The organism is Pantoea sp. V106_11 (assembly GCF_029967885.1).
In the GTDB taxonomy this organism is placed as follows: domain Bacteria; phylum Pseudomonadota; class Gammaproteobacteria; order Enterobacterales; family Enterobacteriaceae; genus Pantoea; species Pantoea ananatis.
Window position 1 is genome coordinate 38432 of record NZ_JASCAK010000001.1, and the last position, 16204, is coordinate 54635.

Sequence of the window (16204 nt, forward strand, 5' to 3'; positions counted from 1 at the left end):
CGGGAACATCTGCTTAGTTTAGGTGCTGAAAGGCACCCGAGAGGGGTTTATGTAAAGGATAAGCCAAATCGCCCTGTTTGCTGGTGCCAAATCCCAGCGCCACCAGCGATTCCACCATTTTTACCGCCGCACTGACGCCATCAATCACCGGCATCTCCAGCTCCTGTGTGAGCGACGCCGCCAACGTTGCCATGCCGCCGCAGCCTAAAACAATCGCCCCACAGCCATCTTCCCGTTTTGCCTGTATACAGCGCTGGCGCACTTTCTCCTGTGCCAGCCCGCTGCCATCCTCCAGCGCCAGCACGGGTAAATCGATAGCATGTAAGGCCGCACAATGGTGGGTAAAGCCATACTGCTGAAGTAAATGTCGTGCGATGACCAGCGTGCGCGGCAACGTGGTGACGATCGAGAAACGCGTTGCCACCAGTGTGGCCGTATGCATGGCCGCTTCTGCGATGCCGATGACCGGACCGCTGGCCAGTTCACGTGCCGCCAGCAGTCCCGGATCGCCAAAACAGGCAATCACGTGGCCACTGACGCCCTGTGCTCTGCCAAGTTTCACCTGCTCCAGTACGCCTATCGCCGCAATCGCCTCATCGAAATGCCCTTCAATGGAGGGCACGCCCTGCGAAGGGCACACGGCGAGGATGTCCGTACCCGGCGCGGCAACGGCGCGGGCTGCCCGACCGATGGTTTCCGTCATCGCCTGGCTGGTATTAGGATTAATAACCTGAATCAGGCTCATGATACGGCTCCTTTGTGACCCGAAAATAGTCGGGTGAAATCGGGCAAGGTTTCGCCGCCGCGTTCGAAATGCAGGCTGGAAACAATGTGTTCAAAGTGGTGCTGCAGTGAGTCAGTGAGCGGCACCAAGGCCTTTTCACGTAGCAGCTGTAACAAACGATCGTGATCATCACAGCGACAACCGCGTTGCCACGGCGCGCCCCACGCGGCAATCACCAGAGACGATCGCTGCGCCAGGCGCGTAACAAGATCGGTTAACACCTGATTGCCGGAAATCGCCTGCAGCTGAATATGAAATGCCGCCGAGAGACGAATCGCCGCAGGGCCATCGTGATGTTCGATGGCCGCCTTTTCCTGGGCGACCAGCGCAGCCAGCCCGGCAAGGTGAGGCGGCTGCATATGTTCCAGCACAGCGGGAAGGTTGGCGCACTCGAGTAAACTGCGGGTACGAAAAATATCACGGGCTTCATCAACGCCGGGCGTAGCAACATGTGCACCACGTTTGGGCGTAAGCGTTACCATTTGCACCGCGGCAAGGCGCTGCAACACTTTACGGATGCCCGTGCGGCTGACGCCAAAGACCTCTGAAAGCGCCTCTTCCGGCAATTTGCTGCCGGGCGGCAGTTGGTGTTCGACAATGGCGTTCATTAACGCCTGATAGATAGGTTCATCTTTATCATGCAGATCGGCCGCCGTTCTCTGGCCCTTTTCACTCTTCATTACCTGCTCCGGTAAACAGCGTTGCGTCACTTATCGTATACGTTAAAAATAAATTTTGTATACAAAAAACAAATTTGGCCTGGATCCTGCAAAGTCATTTCACAAGGTTATTTTATTCATGTCTTTGAGAGGAGCAGGTTTCATGCCAAATCATTCAACGGTGAGTAGCACATCGGCCTCTGAAGCCGGGAAAGCATACAGTCCAAAGCTATGTAATGAAGACCTGGCGCCTACGCGCCATCAAAACTGGTCCTGGTACAACATCTTTTCTTTCTGGATGTCGGACGTACACAGCATGGGCGGCTATGTGGTAGCGGCGAGCTTCTTCACGTTGGGCCTGGCGAGCTGGCAGGTGCTGCTCTGCCTGTTGGCGGGGATCTGCATTGTTCAGCTCTGCGCCAACCTGGTCGCTAAACCGAGCCAGATGGCCGGTGTGCCTTATGCGGTTATTTGTCGCCAGGCATTCGGTGTTTTCGGGGCTAATATTCCGGCGGTGATCCGCGGCCTGATTGCATTTGCCTGGTACGGTATTCAGACCTGGCTGGCGGCAAACGCGCTGATGCTGGTGCTGCTGAAGTTTTACCCGTCGCTTGAAAGCCTGACCCACAGCCACTGGCTTGGTTTATCGCAGCTGGGCTGGTACTGCTTTGGCGTGATGTGGGTTCTGCAGGCAATGGTGTTCTGGCATGGCATGAGTGCGATTAAGCGCTTTATCGATATCGCAGGCCCCGCAGTGTATGTGGTGATGCTGGCACTGGCGGGCTGGATTGTATACAAAACCGGTTTCGACGGTATCTCCTTTACGCTGGCCAGCAAGTCGCTGTCGGCAGGCGAACAAACCTGGCAGATGATTACGGCAACGGCATTAGTGGTGTCTTACTTCTCAGGCCCGCTGCTGAACTTTGGTGACTTTTCCCGCTATGGCAAAAGCATGGGCGAGATCCGCCGGGGTAACCGCTGGGGACTGCCGTTCAACTTTCTGCTGTTCTCCATCGTGACCGTTGTCATTGTATCGGGCACTCAATCCCTGTTTGGCAAAATGATTACCGATCCTATTGAAACCGTCAGCATGGTCGGCAGCGATTTAGCCGTGGCGATTGGCTTACTGACCATGATCACCGCAACGATCGGTATCAACATCGTGGCGAACTTTGTCTCGCCTGCTTTCGATTTTTCAAACTGTTCGCCGCAGAAAATCAGTTTCCGCACCGGTGGCATGATTGCGGCAGTCGGATCGGTCCTGCTCACACCGTGGAATCTGTTTCAGTCTCCTGAACTGATTCACTACACGCTCGACGTACTGGGTTCGTTTATCGGCCCGCTGTTTGGCATTCTGTTAGCCGATTTTTATCTGATTAAGGGCGGCCGTATTTCAGTAGACGATCTGTTTGATGCCACACCGCAGGGGCGCTACTGGTATCGCGGTGGATTTAACCCGAAGGCCATTATCGCTTTGCTGCCCTCAGTCGCTATCTGTCTGGTGATCAGTTTTATCCCTTCCCTGCATCAGGTGGCCAACTTTAGCTGGTTTATCGGCGTGGCGCTGGCGGCAAGCTGCTACTGGTTAGTGGCGCGAGAAAAGCAGACTGAGCAGAAAGACCTCACTATGCCTGCCGGCACGGTGGTCATGCAGAAGGAATAACGCCCTGTTCAGACGCAGTATGCCTGTACAATAACCATATAAACGACTCTGACTGGAGTCGTTTTTTTTAATAGCCGAACACCGGATCGCCTTGATGGCGAATACTGCTGACTGTTTGGCGCGCCAGCCCTTACCGCCCCAGATAATGTTCGCGTGTGAATACGCGCTCATCCTGTTTGCCCCTCTCCCTTTCGTGCAAAAGCGCCGTGTGCCCGTTACCCCCTGTCTTGACCTGCTAGAAATTTGCAGTGACAAGGCATTTAAAATCAGCGAGATAAGTCATTAAACCCTCTGCGTATCCCGGCGTCGCGGTAACGAAAGAACGCGGGATTCCCGCACCCGATAACATTCATTTCAAAATAAAAAAGATTCAAAATGAAAGTTAAATGATTTATTTGTGATCCATATAAAATATTTATGCCTTTTAAACGACTATATTTTCTGCGTGTTAAGACCTAACCAACGTGAAAATCCGGGCAACCTTAAAAGGAGCGGCACATGATTGATGCAATCACCTTTGGTGCGGAATGGTTTATTGGACTGTTCCAGAAAGGAGGTGAAGTTTTTGTCGGCATGGTGACAGGAATTTTACCTTTGTTAATTAGTTTATTAGTCGTAATGAACGCGTTAATACGATTCGTAGGGCAACATCGAATTGAACGACTGGCACAGAAATGTGCGGGCAATCCTGTATCACGCTATTTGCTTTTACCGCTTATTGGCACCTTTGTTTTTTGTAACCCGATGACACTCAGCCTGGGGCGATTTATGCCCGAGAAATATAAGCCAGGATATTACGCGGCCTCGTCATACAGTTGCCATTCAATGAATGGGTTATTTCCGCACGTGAATCCGGGTGAACTCTTCGTTTATTTAGGGGTTGCCAGTGGCCTGACGACTCTGGGCTTACCCCTGGGCCCTCTTGCTGTCAGCTATTTTCTGGTTGGGCTTTTTACTAACTTTTTTCGCGGCTGGATTACCGATCTCACCACCAGCCTGTTTGAAAAAAAGATGGGCATCAAACTCGATAAAAACGTTCAGCTCTAATAAAGGCGGAAAATAAAATGACGACACAAATCCGTATCGAAAAAGGAAACAGCGGTTGGGGCGGCCCTTTACAACTTGATATAACACCCGGGAAAAAAATTGTTTACATCACCGCCGGCGCCCGACCGTCAATCGTGGACAGGATCAGTGAAATCACCCATTGGGAAGCTGTAGATGGTTTCAAACAAGGGGAACCGCCAGCCGATGAAATTGGTCTGGCCATCATCGATTGTGGTGGCACGCTGCGTTGTGGTCTTTATCCCAAACGCGGTATCCCCACCGTGAATATCCATGCGACAGGAAAGTCCGGACCGCTGGCACAATATATCCTGGAAGACATTTATGTCTCTGGCGTTAAGCCTGAGAATATCAGCATCTTCAATAGCGAGGATCACGGCAGTAAAGACGTCATTCACACCCATGACGAAAAACGTGCTGCCCCCGCGCCCCGTGGCGCTGGCGCGGGGAAAGATTATGACTCGAGTAAAAAAATTACCGAGCAAAGCGACGGTTTACTGGCAAAAATTGGCACAGGAATGGGGACCGTCGTTGCCGAATTTTTCCAGGCCGGGCGGGATACCATTGATACCGTACTCAAGACCATCCTCCCTTTTATGGCATTCGTGGCGGCCATCATTGGCATCATCATGGCCTCAGGTTTGGGCGACATGATTGCCCACGGGCTGACGCCACTCGCCACCAATCCGCTTGGCTTAATCACGCTGGCCTTAATCTGTTCCTTTCCGCTCCTGTCGCCGTTCTTGGGGCCGGGCGCCGTGATAGCCCAGGTTATTGGTGTACTCATTGGCGTTCAAATCGGGCTGGGTCATATTCCGCCCCATCTTGCCCTGCCAGCCCTGTTTGCCATCAATGCACAAGCCGCTGCAGATTTTATTCCTGTGGGTTTATCGCTGGCGGAGGCGAAACAGGACACCGTGCGCGTGGGGGTTCCTTCCGTTCTGGTCGGCCGCTTCCTGACCGGTGCCCCTACCGTGCTGATTGCCTGGGCAGTCTCTGCCTTTATTTATCACTAAACGCCCCCCTTCTGGAGAAAAGTCATGACGCACTTTGAAACCGAAATAATCAAAGTGGGCATAAACGCCCACGATGCGCTGCTTGAAAACATGATGATTTTATTTCGGGAAGGCGCACCCGCCGATATTCAGGATTATTGCTTTATCCACCAGCATGGCACGCTGACGGGGCATCCTGTCACGGGTTCAACCCTGCAGCTGGGAGAACGGTGTTATGCCGTGACGGCCATCGGTGAGGTCGCGATCGAAAACTTGCGCGAACTGGGCCATATCACCGTTGTTTTCGACGGGCAGCCAACCGCGCAACTGCCTGGTTCAATCCATGTTAGTGGAAAAGCGCCCGACAGAATTACGACGGAAACATCCGTAAAACTCTTTGCATAGGAGCGAGTTATGTCTGAAGTTGCTGTGGTTATCGGTGGTGGGCAAACGCTAGGGGCATTTCTGGCAAAAGGGCTGGCCGAAGCAGGTTACCGCGTTGCCGTCGCGGATTTGAAAGGGGAAAACGCCCGAAAGGTCGCCTCAGAAATTAACGCCGAATATGGCGCCGATCGGGCCGTGGGTTTTGAGGTTGATGCAACAGATGAGGCGAGTGTTATTGCGCTTGCTGGCAATATCGATAAGGTCTTTAAACAGGTCAATGTGATGATTTACAGTGCCGGCATGGCAAAAGCGTCCTTTGTCACTGATTTCGCCTTAAAAGATTTTGAAATATCTTTGCAGGTCAATCTGGTTGGGTATTTTCTCTGTGCACGTGAATTTTCCCGACTGATGATTCGCGATAATATTCCGGGCCGCATTATTCAGATCAATTCGAAGTCGGGCAAAACAGGCAGTAAACATAATTCGGGCTACAGCGCGGCTAAATTTGGCGGCGTGGGATTAACACAGTCACTGGCCCTCGATTTAGCGGATTATGGCATCAGAGTACATTCGCTGATGCTGGGTAATTTGCTTAAATCGCCGATGTTTCAGTCTCTGCTTCCTCAGTATGCAAAAAAACTGGGCATCTCGCCCGAGGAAGTTGAAGCCAGCTATATTGCAAAAGTGCCACTCAAGCGCGGTTGTGAATACCAGGATGTGCTGAACGTCTTGTTGTTTTATGCAAGTGACAAGGCCTCATATTGCACCGGGCAGTCTATCAATATCACGGGCGGCCAGGTGATGTTCTGATTGCCCCCTTCAATATCGCTGGCCTGGTATGTTGGCCTTGCTCAGGAGACGAAGATGAGTAGCGGGATAATTGCTGTAGCACTGTTGGCGTGGCTGGCACATTCGTTGTTTGGCTGGTATCAGTTACAACGCTTTAACCATATGCTGGAGGGGTTATTTCAGCAAGGTCGGGTTGGCATCGGGCGATCGGCTTCAAACCGCTTCAACGTTAAACCCCGCGTAATTATCGCAGTCGCGGTCAATCCCGAAGGACGAATCCTGGCGGCTGTCATTATGAAAGGCTTCACCGTTTTTGCGCGTCCACATGCCTTGCCTTTGTTAACCGACTGTTATCTTGATGATATCGATGCGAAAAAAATTTTTCCCGAACGTGAAACGTGTCAAAAAGCCTTACTTTCCGCCATATCAATGAAAGAGTGATGTGTTAAATTGAAAGCAGGATGAAAATTTTAGCGCTGCTTTAATTTTGACAAAACCCCTTTCAGATAAGGCGTTACTGATGAAACCGCAACAAAGACAGGAAGCTATCCTTGCCTATCTCCAAAAAAATGGCAAAACCACCATTGGCGATCTGATCGACTATTTCAAAGCAACAGGCACGACGATTCGCAAAGATCTGACCGAAATGGAAAAGCGCAGCGAGGTGATTCGTATTCACGGTGGCGTCATTCTGAGCCATGAAGAAGGCGATCAACCTATCGACCATAAAACGCATATCAACAGTGACAGAAAAAGGCACATTGCTGAATCGGCCATACAGCTGGTTAACGATGGTGATTCGCTAATCCTGGATACCGGCAGCACCGTGCTTCAAATGGTCAGGCATCTCAAACCCTTCAATAACATTACCGTCATGACAAACAGCCTGCACATTGTGAATGCGTTAATGGAATTAGATGGCGATCAGACCATTTTAATGCCCGGCGGAACGTTACGAAAAAAGTCCGCCTCATTTCATGGCGGACTTGCCGAGTCAGCCTTCCGCTCTTTTAACTTCGATAAGTTATTTATTGGCGCCGATGGTATTGATTTGGATATGGGGATCACCACCTTTAACGAAGTTCATGCCGTCAGCACGTCGATGTGCGCGGCGGCTGACAGGATTATTGTTCTTGCTGATTCATCCAAGTTTGGTCGTAAAAGCCCAAATGTGGTGTGTAGTCTGGATAAAGTGGATACCATTATCACGGATGCCGGTATTACGCCTCATTACCTTCAGCGACTCGTGGACAAAAAAATCAACGTCATTGTCGCAGGAGGGGAGGATGAAGAATAATGAGGTGCTGCTCGAGTATGCCAGAGAGGCGCTGTCGCTTGAAATTGCCGAGGCTCAGAATCTGTTTTACAGCTTAGATGACGCGTTTATCAATGCGTGTGAATTAATTCTGCAATGTCAGGGCAAAACGATTGTTTCTGGCATCGGTAAATCTGGCCATATTGGAAAAAAAATCGCCGCTTCGCTGGCCAGTACCGGCACTCCCGCTTTTTTTGTGCATCCTGCTGAGGCCTTGCATGGCGATCTGGGCATGATCACTTCGCAGGACGTGTTTATTTTTATCTCGAATTCCGGCAGCGCGGCTGAATTACAGATTATTGTTCCTGCCCTTAAGGCGCTCAACGTTCCCATTATTGCGATCACTAATGTCGCCCACTCCTTTCTGGCCCAGCAGGCCAACCACGTACTGCATCTTGCTGTTAATCGGGAAGCCTGCCCGATGGGGCTTGCGCCCACGTCGAGCGCCGTGAATACCCTGTTATTGGGTGACGCTTTGGCAATGGCGCTGATGCGTTCACGTAATTTTAATGAGGAGCAATTTGCCCGCTCCCATCCCGGAGGCAGCCTGGGCGCAGGCCTGCTTAATTCGGTTGCGCAATGTATGCGAAAAGGCGAACGCATTCCTCGCGTAAATAAAAACGCCTCCGTGTTAGATGCCATGGAAGAACTGACCCGTACCGGTATGGGGATTGTGATTGCCTGTGATGACGACAACGCTATCGAGGGTATTTTTACTGACGGCGATCTGCGCCGCGCGCTGTTAGCCGGTAAAAAGCTGGACGATCGGCTTGATCCTCTCCTGACGCGCCCCGGCTACAAACTGGCCGAACACCTTAGCGTTGCGGCCGCTACGCAGAAATTATATGACCGACGCATTAGCGCGGCGCCAGTCGTCAATCAACAGGGTCAGTTAGTTGGAGCCATCAATCTCTATGATTTGCATAAATAACATTTATTTAGCCCGTTTTTAATCTATCAGCCACCTGGGAGGGAATATGGAATTGTATATCGATAGTGCAGATACGTTAGCTATTCACGATCTGGTCAACGTTTTACCCGTTAATGGCGTGACCACCAACCCTTCGCTCGTCGCCAAATCTGGCGTCGAACTGACGAAGTTAATCAGCGAGCTACGCACGATTTTAGGGAACGAGAAGCTTATCTTTGCTCAGGTTCTGGCAAAGGATACACCAACGATTATTCGCGAGGCGCAGTACCTCCATGAGCTGTGCGCCAATATGGTCGTGAAAATCCCCGTCGACCGGGCCGGACTCGCCGCGATTACCCAGTTGAAACAACGTAACATTCCTACTTTAGGCACGGCGATTTACTCTACCTCACAGGCGATGTTGGCGGCCTTTGCTGGCGCTGATTATATTGCGCCCTATTTTAACCGTATGGAAAATAATAATATCAATGCAAAGCAGGCCGTTTCAGATATGCAGCAATTTATTCAACTGCATAAGATGGAGTGCAAGATATTAGCAGCCAGCTTTAAAAACACGACGCAGGTAGCGGACTGCCTGCTCTCTGGCGCGGCGGCTGTCACCTTACCTGTCGATGTGATGTGCGAAATGTTTAACTCCCCTCTGGCAAAGCATGCCATTGATGATTTCAGTCATGACTGGAATCGGGCGTTTAACCGTTTGCAGTTAATGATTTAGTGGTGCGAAGATGTTAATCGTGCTGGCGTGAGACAACGTTTTTATTTGGCAGCATTAATACTTTGGTTGCCTGAATGAAAGGAAATTGTTTCGGAGTTTTCGACGCTAGAAAAGCAAAAACGCCATGCTGATAACCAGCATGGCGTCGAAATTTGGCGGAACGGACGGGGCTCGAACCCGCGACCCCCTGCGTGACAGGCAGGTATTCTAACCAACTGAACTACCGCTCCGCGCTTTGTTCCCCGTCGGGAACGAGGCGCATATTAATCACAACAAGAGTACGCGTCAACGCTTTTCCCCGTGCAACATTCTGTTTGCTGCTATTTTCGCCCCAATGTTGATTTTACACACAAATCTTTGCGACTCAGGCGCGCCACAGACAGCTGCCGCCCTTCTTCATAATCAGGTCTAACCGGGACTCATGCTGGTTAACTTCCTCATCGCTGGCGGTAACCACACGCAATCCCGAGTTGGGGCGAGCAATACGCTGAATACCTTCGCTCTGCTGCTGACGTGCTCGTTCCTCTTCCGATGAGAACGACAGCGAAGTTTGCCCGCCGGTCATCGTTAAGAAAACTTCGGCCAGTATCTCGGCATCCAGCAGTGCGCCGTGCAGCGTACGCTTGCTGTTATCTATTTCGTAACGTGAGCACAGCGCATCAAGGCTGTTGCGCTTGCCGGGAAACATGCGGCGCGCCATTGCCAGGCTGTCGGTAATCTTGCAGAAGGTTTCGGTTTTCTCGATACCGCGCTGCAGTTTACCGAATTCGTAATCCATAAAGCCGATATCAAACGACGCGTTATGAATCACCAACTCCGCACCGCGGATGTAATCGAGAAACTCATCGGCAATATCGCTGAAGGTCGGCTTATCCAGCAGGAATTCATCGGCGATACCGTGAACGCCAAACGCTTCAGGATCCACCAGCCTGTCGGGCTTGAGATACATATGGAAGTTATTGCCCGTCAGGCGGCGGTTAATGACTTCGACGGCACCAATCTCAATGATGCGGTGACCTTCATAATGTACCCCGATCATATTCATACCGGTGGTTTCAGTATCGAGAACAATTTGACGGTTATTTGCAGTGCTCATAGGCCTCGTTTTATGTCAGACTTGGCGTTTTGTCAGAAGGAAGTCTACCAGAGATGCGTAAACAGGTAGAGATTTTCACCGATGGATCTTGTCTCGGCAACCCGGGCCCCGGTGGTTATGGCGCAATTTTGCGTTACGGGCAGCATGAAAAAACCTTCAGTGCGGGTTATCGCCTGACGACCAATAATCGCATGGAGTTAATGGCGGCCATCGTGTCACTTGAAGCCCTGACGCAACCCTGCGATGTGGTGTTAAGTACCGACAGTCAGTATGTGCGCCAGGGTATTACACAATGGATACACAACTGGAAAAAGCGTGGCTGGAAAACGGCTGAGAAGAAGCCGGTTAAGAACGTCGATTTGTGGCAACGGCTGGATACCGCGCTCAGCACACACCAGATTCAGTGGGAATGGGTTAAAGGTCATGCCGGCCATCCCGAAAACGAACGTTGTGATGAACTGGCGCGCAGCGCAGCGAACAACCCGGCCTTTGATGATATTGGCTATCAGCCAGAATCCTGATCTTTGACGTGTCGGAACTGGCGCGTCGCGTTGACCGTCTGGGGCAATTGTCTTTTGCTCAGGCTCATCCGCGCCTTGGTGGGCGTAAGGGGAAAACTTCGTTTACGCGCCACAACAATGTTCAGGCAACCTAACGCGGGAAGATGGGCGCTGATCATTTTCCCCCCCTGCCGATGCCAGGGCAGCACCTGGAAACGCGTGCGATAAACCACTTCGTAATTCAGCAAGCCCAGCCAGTCCAGTAATCGCATCTGACTAAACATCCGACTGCTCCAGGGCGCTTTACGCTGGATGCCCGGCACCATCTTACTGATCCCCAGCAGACTGAACGGATTAAAGCCACTGATGATCATCCAACCGTCATCGATCAGAACGCGATCAACCTCGCGCAATATCCGGTGCGGATCCTGACTCCAGGATAACGTGTGGGCCAGTAAACAGGCATCAACAGACTTCGATTCAAACGGCAGCTGTGCCGGATTTGCCAGCACCTGTAGCTGTTCCCCTTCAGTGCCTACACTGACCTGATGTGAGATTGCACAATTTTCCGTATTGATTTCTGCGCTGAGGTTGCCAAGCTTAAGCATATGAAAGCCGTACAGCTTTCCCAGGTAAGGCTGAAGCTGCTGTGTAAGCGCATCGCGGAAATAGACGCCCCAGGGCATATCGTGCCATGAGCGTGGCGCGTTCAGGATTTGGCGTGTTTTAGCGGGCTTCATGCTTTACCATTTTCCTTTTTATACGGCCAGCGAGAGGTATCTATGAATCTTACCAGTATTCCTGCATTACAAGATAACTACATCTGGACGTTAACAGATGACAACGGAAAATGCCTTATTGTCGATCCCGGTGAAGCTCTGCCGGTACTGGAGAAGATCAAAGCTAACGGCTGGCAGCCTGAAGCGATTTTGTTAACCCATCATCATAATGACCACACAGGCGGTGTTAAAACCCTCTGCGAACATTTTCCTGACATTGCCGTTTATGGTCCGCAAGAAACAGCGGACAAAGGTGCAACCGTTCGGGTCAGCGAAGGGGATAAATTTAACGTTCTGGGTCTGTCTTTCGAGGTTATCGCTACGCCGGGACACACTTTAGGACATATCTCATATTACAGTTCGCCTTATCTTTTCTGCGGTGACACTCTGTTTTCGGGAGGCTGCGGTAGATTATTTGAAGGTACGCCAGAGCAAATGTTTGAGTCTTTTCAGAAGCTTAACCAACTCCCAGAGGATACCCTGGTGTGCTGTGCACATGAATACACTTTATCCAATCTGAAGTTTGCTGCTGCAATTTTACCCCACGATCCGCAAATAACGGCTGAATACCATAAAATTAAGGACTTACGGGCCGAAAATCGCATTACTTTACCTACAAAACTGGCTCACGAGCGTGTGATAAATTTATTTCTCAGAACGCAAGATCCTGATTTACAACATGCTTTGAGCGTTGATTCAGAGGTAGAGCCTGTATGGAAGACATTTGCCGTTCTACGCGAGAAGAAAGACCGTTTTTGATTTTTCAGGTTGTGTTGTGAAGGACCGTCACGTATAGTTGCTCGTCTTTTAAGCGAACTATTGACACACACATGAAGGCTAAAGCGATATTACTCGCCTCGGTCTTGCTGGTAGGATGTGAGGCATCACGGAATGACGCCAATATCCCCGAACAGCATGCACAGAGTCTGTCTTCAGCTGGTCAAAGTGAAAATGGAAAGTACGGTGATCGACTTTTATCGCCGCGATGGCAGGAAGATGGAACTGGCCTCGCAGAAGATAGTGATCTCTGGAGTTTCATTAGTGACGAGTTGAAGATGGGGATTCCGGAAAACCCCCGGATCCGCGAACAGAAATTAAAGTTTTTAAAAAATAAGAGCTATCTCCACGATGTAACATTACGGGCAGAGCCGTACATGTACTGGATAGTCGAGCAGATTAAGAAACGTAAGATGCCGATGGAACTAGTACTGCTACCCATAGTGGAGAGCGCTTTTGATCCTCACGCAACGTCATCTGCAAATGCCGCTGGCATCTGGCAGATTGTTGGCAGTACGGGTCGAAACTATGGTTTAAAACAAAACCGTTACTACGATGGTCGTCGCGATGTTGTCGCTTCAACCAAAGTAGCGCTGGATATGATGCAGCGTCTAAATACCATGTTCGGTGGTGACTGGCTTCTGACAGTTGCGGCTTACAACAGTGGCGAAGGACGCGTGCTCAAAGCGATTAAGCAGAACAAGGCACGCGGTAAGCCTACCGACTTCTGGCATCTTTCGCTTCCACGTGAAACGACGGTTTATGTTCCAAAAATGTTGGCCTTGAGCGAGTTGCTTAAGAACAACAAGCGTTACGGTATCAAACTGCCGACGCCTAACGAAAACCGTGCACTGGCACGTGTTGAAGTGGGTCAGCAGATAAAACTGACGCAAGCCGCTGAAATGGCCGGTATGTCGCTCACTAAGTTGAAGAGCTTCAATACCGGGTATAAAGGCGGTGCGACAGCACCTAATGGGCCACACTACATTATGGTGCCGAAAGCTAACGTCGCACAGTTGCGGGATTCACTGGCTTCCGGTGATATCTCTGCAGTGCAGCCCACCCAACTGGCGAAGGCCAGTAATGATGGTGGCTACAAAGTGCGAAGCGGCGATACCCTGTCGGGCATTGCCAATAAGTTAGGCGTCAGCGTTGCAACACTGAAGCAGCAAAATAACCTGCGCAGTGCCAGCATTCGTCCGGGCCAGATACTGACCGTCGGATCGAGCGGCACGAGCCTGGCGGATAATGGCAACAGCATCACCTATCGTGTTCGTAAGGGTGATTCTCTTGACAGTATCGCCCGTCGTCACGGCGTGAATATTAAAGACGTGATGCGCTGGAACAGTGTTGTGAGTAATGCAAAAGATATTCAGCCTGGCGATGAGCTAACGTTGTTTGTTAAGAATAACGCAACGCCAGATACCTGATACGTTGAAAAGGCTGACAAATGTCAGCCTTTTTTCTTATTCGATTCTTCTGCACTTTGCATGATCTCCCGGCGTTTCGCCCTCTCCTCCTGACAGAACGTCTCTCCGCGATTCTCCTCACCGACTGGCGTTAAATTCGACCAGTAAGGGATTATGATCGGATGCGCGCGTCACCAGCACTGACGCCTCACTAACGTGCATGTCGCGATAGAAGACGAAATCTAACGGCCGGCCAAAGGCTTTACGTCGATGATCCGCGGTGAACATCACCTCTTCCAGCTGCATCTGATGAGCAAACCGGTAAAGCGCGTTAATCCGTTGACGACTCCACGCATTGAAATCGCCAGCCATGATAACCGGACCACGGTGGTGAACGATCTGTTCGCCAATAGGCCCAAGTTGTTTACTGTAGACATCCACGCCCAGACTAAAGTTTACGGCATGAATGTTGACTACCATAAGCGTTTCACCCGTGGGTAACGGATAGGCCGTGACTAAAGCCGATTTAGAGAGCCTCAGAAGCGGCTCTCGCTCGCGCAAAGGGCAACAGTAGACTGGGTGAGCGGAAGCCAGTGTCATCACGCCAGAGGGATGCTGAGGCAACACGAATGCCGGAACCTGATCGGCCGCCAGATAGTTGCTGGTCGCAAACCGGATAAGCTCTGGCGTGGTTTGCGCTTCCTGGAGCAGAACCAGATGCGCATCTTTACCAAAGCCTTCCAGTACGGACATCCAGTCGGCACGCTGCTGTTTAAAGATATTCCATACCAGCACTTTAAGATTGGGGTGAGCGGGGAGCGGCGCGCCGGGAGGCAGCGCCTGGCCGAGATGAAACGTTGCACCCGGGGGAAAGATCCTCTCCGCTGGCTGTCCGGCTACATATCTCATCGCGTAGGTTTTTTTGCGCACTTTCCCGCCTGGCTAATCGTTCAAAAAGTCGTATGACTTATCTGTTATAGGGATTTTAGTACGCGGTTTCAATGGATGCTGCCGATTGTTCCAAACCCACTCTGTTTATTTTAATCATAACGGGCTGTATTGATACGCTGTCTTGTGGGCCGGTCTGCTCAAGCGCGGCATAATTTATCATCTGTCTTATCGGGAAAAAGCCTTTCGCGCCAAGGGGCCAGGTCAGTGCTGTGCTTTAATAACAGTTCTATCGGCCTACAGGCTATTTGGCGTGAAGAGACACCATGAAGGCATCGTCTGAAGAACTGAAAGTATTTGTGAGCGTGGTTGAAAGTGGAAGCTTCAGCCGGGCTGCCGAGACGTTAGAGATGGCCAACTCTGCCGTAAGCCGTACGATTAAGAAGCTGGAAACTAAGCTGGGGCTGGCCTTACTTACGCGAACGACCCGCAATCTTGCATTAACGCAGGAAGGCGAACGTTATTTTCAGCAGGTCCAACATTTTCTTCAGGTGATGACCGCGGCGGAAAACGAGTTGATGGAAAGCCGTGATGTGCCCAAAGGGCTGTTGCGGATAGACGCAGCTACGCCAGTCATATTGCATCTCATCATGCCGATGATAAAGTCCTTTCGGGAACGCTATCCGGACATCGCGCTTTCGCTGATTTCTTCTGAAAACTTTATCAACCTGATTGAGCGAAAAGTCGATGTGGCAATTCGGGCAGGCAGCCTGACGGATTCTGGCCTCAGAGCGCGACTGCTTTTTATTAGCTATCGCCGTCTCATTGCCTCTCCCGACTATTTGAAAAAACACGGTATACCTTTGCGGGCGGCCGATCTGGATAATCATCAGTGTCTTGGTTTTATTGATGCACCGCGCCTTAATCGTTGGCCTGTGGCCTGTGAAGGCGGCGAACTTTATGGCATTCGTTCTGAGCTCGATTCAAATAGCGGAGAGACCATCAAGCAGCTTTGCCTGGAAGGGAATGGTATCGCCTGTCTGTCAGATTACATGGTGCATAAAGAAATTGAAGAAGGCAGCCTGGTGGAGATCATGGCCGATCAGCGTTTGCCGGTTGAGATGCCCTTTAACGCCGTGTATTACAGCGATCTCGGCGTAACCCAGCGCGTGCGTGCCTTTATTGATTTTCTCAGTGAGTGGGTGGTCAGACAGCCCTGGCATGTGCAAAACGATTTGCAGCAACACCTCTCTATAAAGCCCTGAAGGGCTGTGCTCGCTACAGCCTGTGAGACGTTGCCGTGTGGAGGAGTAATGGCAATTATTTTGGCTCAGAAATGGAAAAAGCCCTGACCGTTAAGTCAGGGCTTTCCAATTAAGTGGCGGAACGGACGGGGCTCGAACCCGCGACCCCCTGCGTGACAGGCAGGTATTCTAACCAACTGAACTACCGCTC

At 51.0% G+C, this 16204-nt stretch carries 18 protein-coding genes and 1 tRNA gene; 13 read left to right on the plus strand and 6 right to left on the minus strand.

Features of this window, described 5'->3' with window-relative positions; genetic code table 11:
* Positions 1-13: 13 nt before the first annotated feature.
* Positions 14-745, minus strand: a complete 732-nt coding sequence (gene hpxA / locus QLG08_RS00195; RefSeq protein ID WP_013024733.1) for an allantoin racemase — start codon at positions 743-745, stop codon at positions 14-16.
* Entirely contained in the window at positions 742-1464 is a 723-nt protein-coding gene (locus QLG08_RS00200) for a GntR family transcriptional regulator (protein ID WP_014592984.1), read from the minus strand. Before QLG08_RS00200 ends, hpxA begins: the two co-directional genes overlap by 4 nt.
* A 142-nt stretch (positions 1465-1606) precedes the next feature.
* On the opposite strand from QLG08_RS00200, the gene QLG08_RS00205 reads away from it, so the two are divergent.
* The 9 genes from QLG08_RS00205 (at position 1607) to QLG08_RS00245 (ending at position 9300) form a co-directional block, all read left to right on the plus strand.
* Positions 1607-3106 carry an NCS1 family nucleobase:cation symporter-1 gene (locus QLG08_RS00205; RefSeq protein ID WP_014606530.1) on the plus strand — a complete coding sequence of 500 codons (1500 nt, stop codon included), beginning with the start codon at positions 1607-1609 and terminating at the stop codon, positions 3104-3106.
* 498 nt (positions 3107-3604) lie between these two features.
* Complete coding sequence (locus QLG08_RS00210) at positions 3605-4153, plus strand: PTS glucitol/sorbitol transporter subunit IIC (protein ID WP_013024730.1); 549 nt, start codon at positions 3605-3607, stop codon at positions 4151-4153.
* 17 nt (positions 4154-4170) lie between these two features.
* Positions 4171-5187: a PTS glucitol/sorbitol transporter subunit IIB gene (locus tag QLG08_RS00215; protein WP_207806391.1), complete on the plus strand. Its 1017-nt coding sequence runs from the start codon at positions 4171-4173 to the stop codon at positions 5185-5187.
* A 24-nt stretch (positions 5188-5211) separates the two neighbouring features.
* Positions 5212-5571, plus strand: coding sequence for a PTS glucitol/sorbitol transporter subunit IIA (locus tag QLG08_RS00220; RefSeq protein WP_014606533.1), 360 nt, complete (start codon positions 5212-5214; stop codon positions 5569-5571).
* Between the two features lie 9 nt (positions 5572-5580).
* Complete coding sequence (gene srlD, locus QLG08_RS00225) at positions 5581-6360, plus strand: sorbitol-6-phosphate dehydrogenase (protein ID WP_014606534.1); 780 nt, start codon at positions 5581-5583, stop codon at positions 6358-6360.
* 54 nt (positions 6361-6414) lie between these two features.
* Positions 6415-6780: a transcriptional regulator GutM gene (locus tag QLG08_RS00230; protein ID WP_042676324.1), complete on the plus strand. Its 366-nt coding sequence runs from the start codon at positions 6415-6417 to the stop codon at positions 6778-6780.
* A gap of 79 nt (positions 6781-6859) precedes the next feature.
* The gene (locus QLG08_RS00235) at positions 6860-7636 is read left to right on the plus strand and encodes a DNA-binding transcriptional repressor (RefSeq protein WP_014606536.1); all 777 of its coding nucleotides are present in this window, start codon (positions 6860-6862) and stop codon (positions 7634-7636) included.
* On the plus strand, positions 7626-8585 hold the full coding sequence (locus QLG08_RS00240; RefSeq protein ID WP_019106319.1) for a KpsF/GutQ family sugar-phosphate isomerase: 960 nt from the start codon (positions 7626-7628) through the stop codon (positions 8583-8585). The genes QLG08_RS00235 and QLG08_RS00240 overlap by 11 nt, the downstream gene beginning before the upstream one ends.
* A 46-nt stretch (positions 8586-8631) precedes the next feature.
* Positions 8632-9300 carry a transaldolase family protein gene (locus tag QLG08_RS00245; RefSeq protein ID WP_013024723.1) on the plus strand — a complete coding sequence of 223 codons (669 nt, stop codon included), beginning with the start codon at positions 8632-8634 and terminating at the stop codon, positions 9298-9300.
* Between the two features lie 153 nt (positions 9301-9453).
* On the opposite strand, the gene QLG08_RS00250 is transcribed toward QLG08_RS00245, so the two are convergent.
* Both QLG08_RS00250 and dnaQ read right to left on the minus strand, forming a co-directional pair.
* Positions 9454-9530 (minus strand) — tRNA-Asp (locus QLG08_RS00250).
* A 134-nt stretch (positions 9531-9664) separates the two neighbouring features.
* Positions 9665-10396 (minus strand): DNA polymerase III subunit epsilon, encoded by a 732-nt coding sequence (dnaQ, locus tag QLG08_RS00255; protein WP_110286391.1) that lies wholly within the window; start codon positions 10394-10396, stop codon positions 9665-9667.
* 53 nt (positions 10397-10449) lie between these two features.
* Between dnaQ and rnhA the strand changes: the two genes are divergently transcribed.
* Complete coding sequence (rnhA, locus tag QLG08_RS00260) at positions 10450-10917, plus strand: ribonuclease HI (RefSeq protein WP_014606540.1); 468 nt, start codon at positions 10450-10452, stop codon at positions 10915-10917.
* On the opposite strand, the gene QLG08_RS00265 is transcribed toward rnhA, so the two are convergent.
* Positions 10902-11636, minus strand: coding sequence for a class I SAM-dependent methyltransferase (locus QLG08_RS00265; protein WP_013024720.1), 735 nt, complete (start codon positions 11634-11636; stop codon positions 10902-10904). The two genes, rnhA and QLG08_RS00265, sit on opposite strands and share 16 nt — an antisense overlap.
* Positions 11637-11678: 42 nt before the next feature.
* Between QLG08_RS00265 and gloB the strand changes: the two genes are divergently transcribed.
* Positions 11679-12434, plus strand: a complete 756-nt coding sequence (gloB, locus tag QLG08_RS00270) for a hydroxyacylglutathione hydrolase (RefSeq protein ID WP_110286390.1) — start codon at positions 11679-11681, stop codon at positions 12432-12434.
* Between the two features lie 71 nt (positions 12435-12505).
* Complete coding sequence (mltD, locus tag QLG08_RS00275) at positions 12506-13882, plus strand: murein transglycosylase D (protein WP_282472765.1); 1377 nt, start codon at positions 12506-12508, stop codon at positions 13880-13882.
* A gap of 117 nt (positions 13883-13999) precedes the next feature.
* Here the strand turns inward: mltD and QLG08_RS00280 are convergent, their stop codons facing one another.
* Positions 14000-14791, minus strand: coding sequence for an endonuclease/exonuclease/phosphatase family protein (locus QLG08_RS00280; protein ID WP_110286389.1), 792 nt, complete (start codon positions 14789-14791; stop codon positions 14000-14002).
* Positions 14792-15075: 284 nt separating this feature from the next.
* Here QLG08_RS00280 and yafC point away from each other — a divergent pair, with 284 nt between their 5' ends.
* Positions 15076-16014 carry a DNA-binding transcriptional regulator YafC gene (gene yafC / locus QLG08_RS00285; protein ID WP_014592977.1) on the plus strand — a complete coding sequence of 313 codons (939 nt, stop codon included), beginning with the start codon at positions 15076-15078 and terminating at the stop codon, positions 16012-16014.
* Positions 16015-16204: the final 190 nt, after the last annotated feature.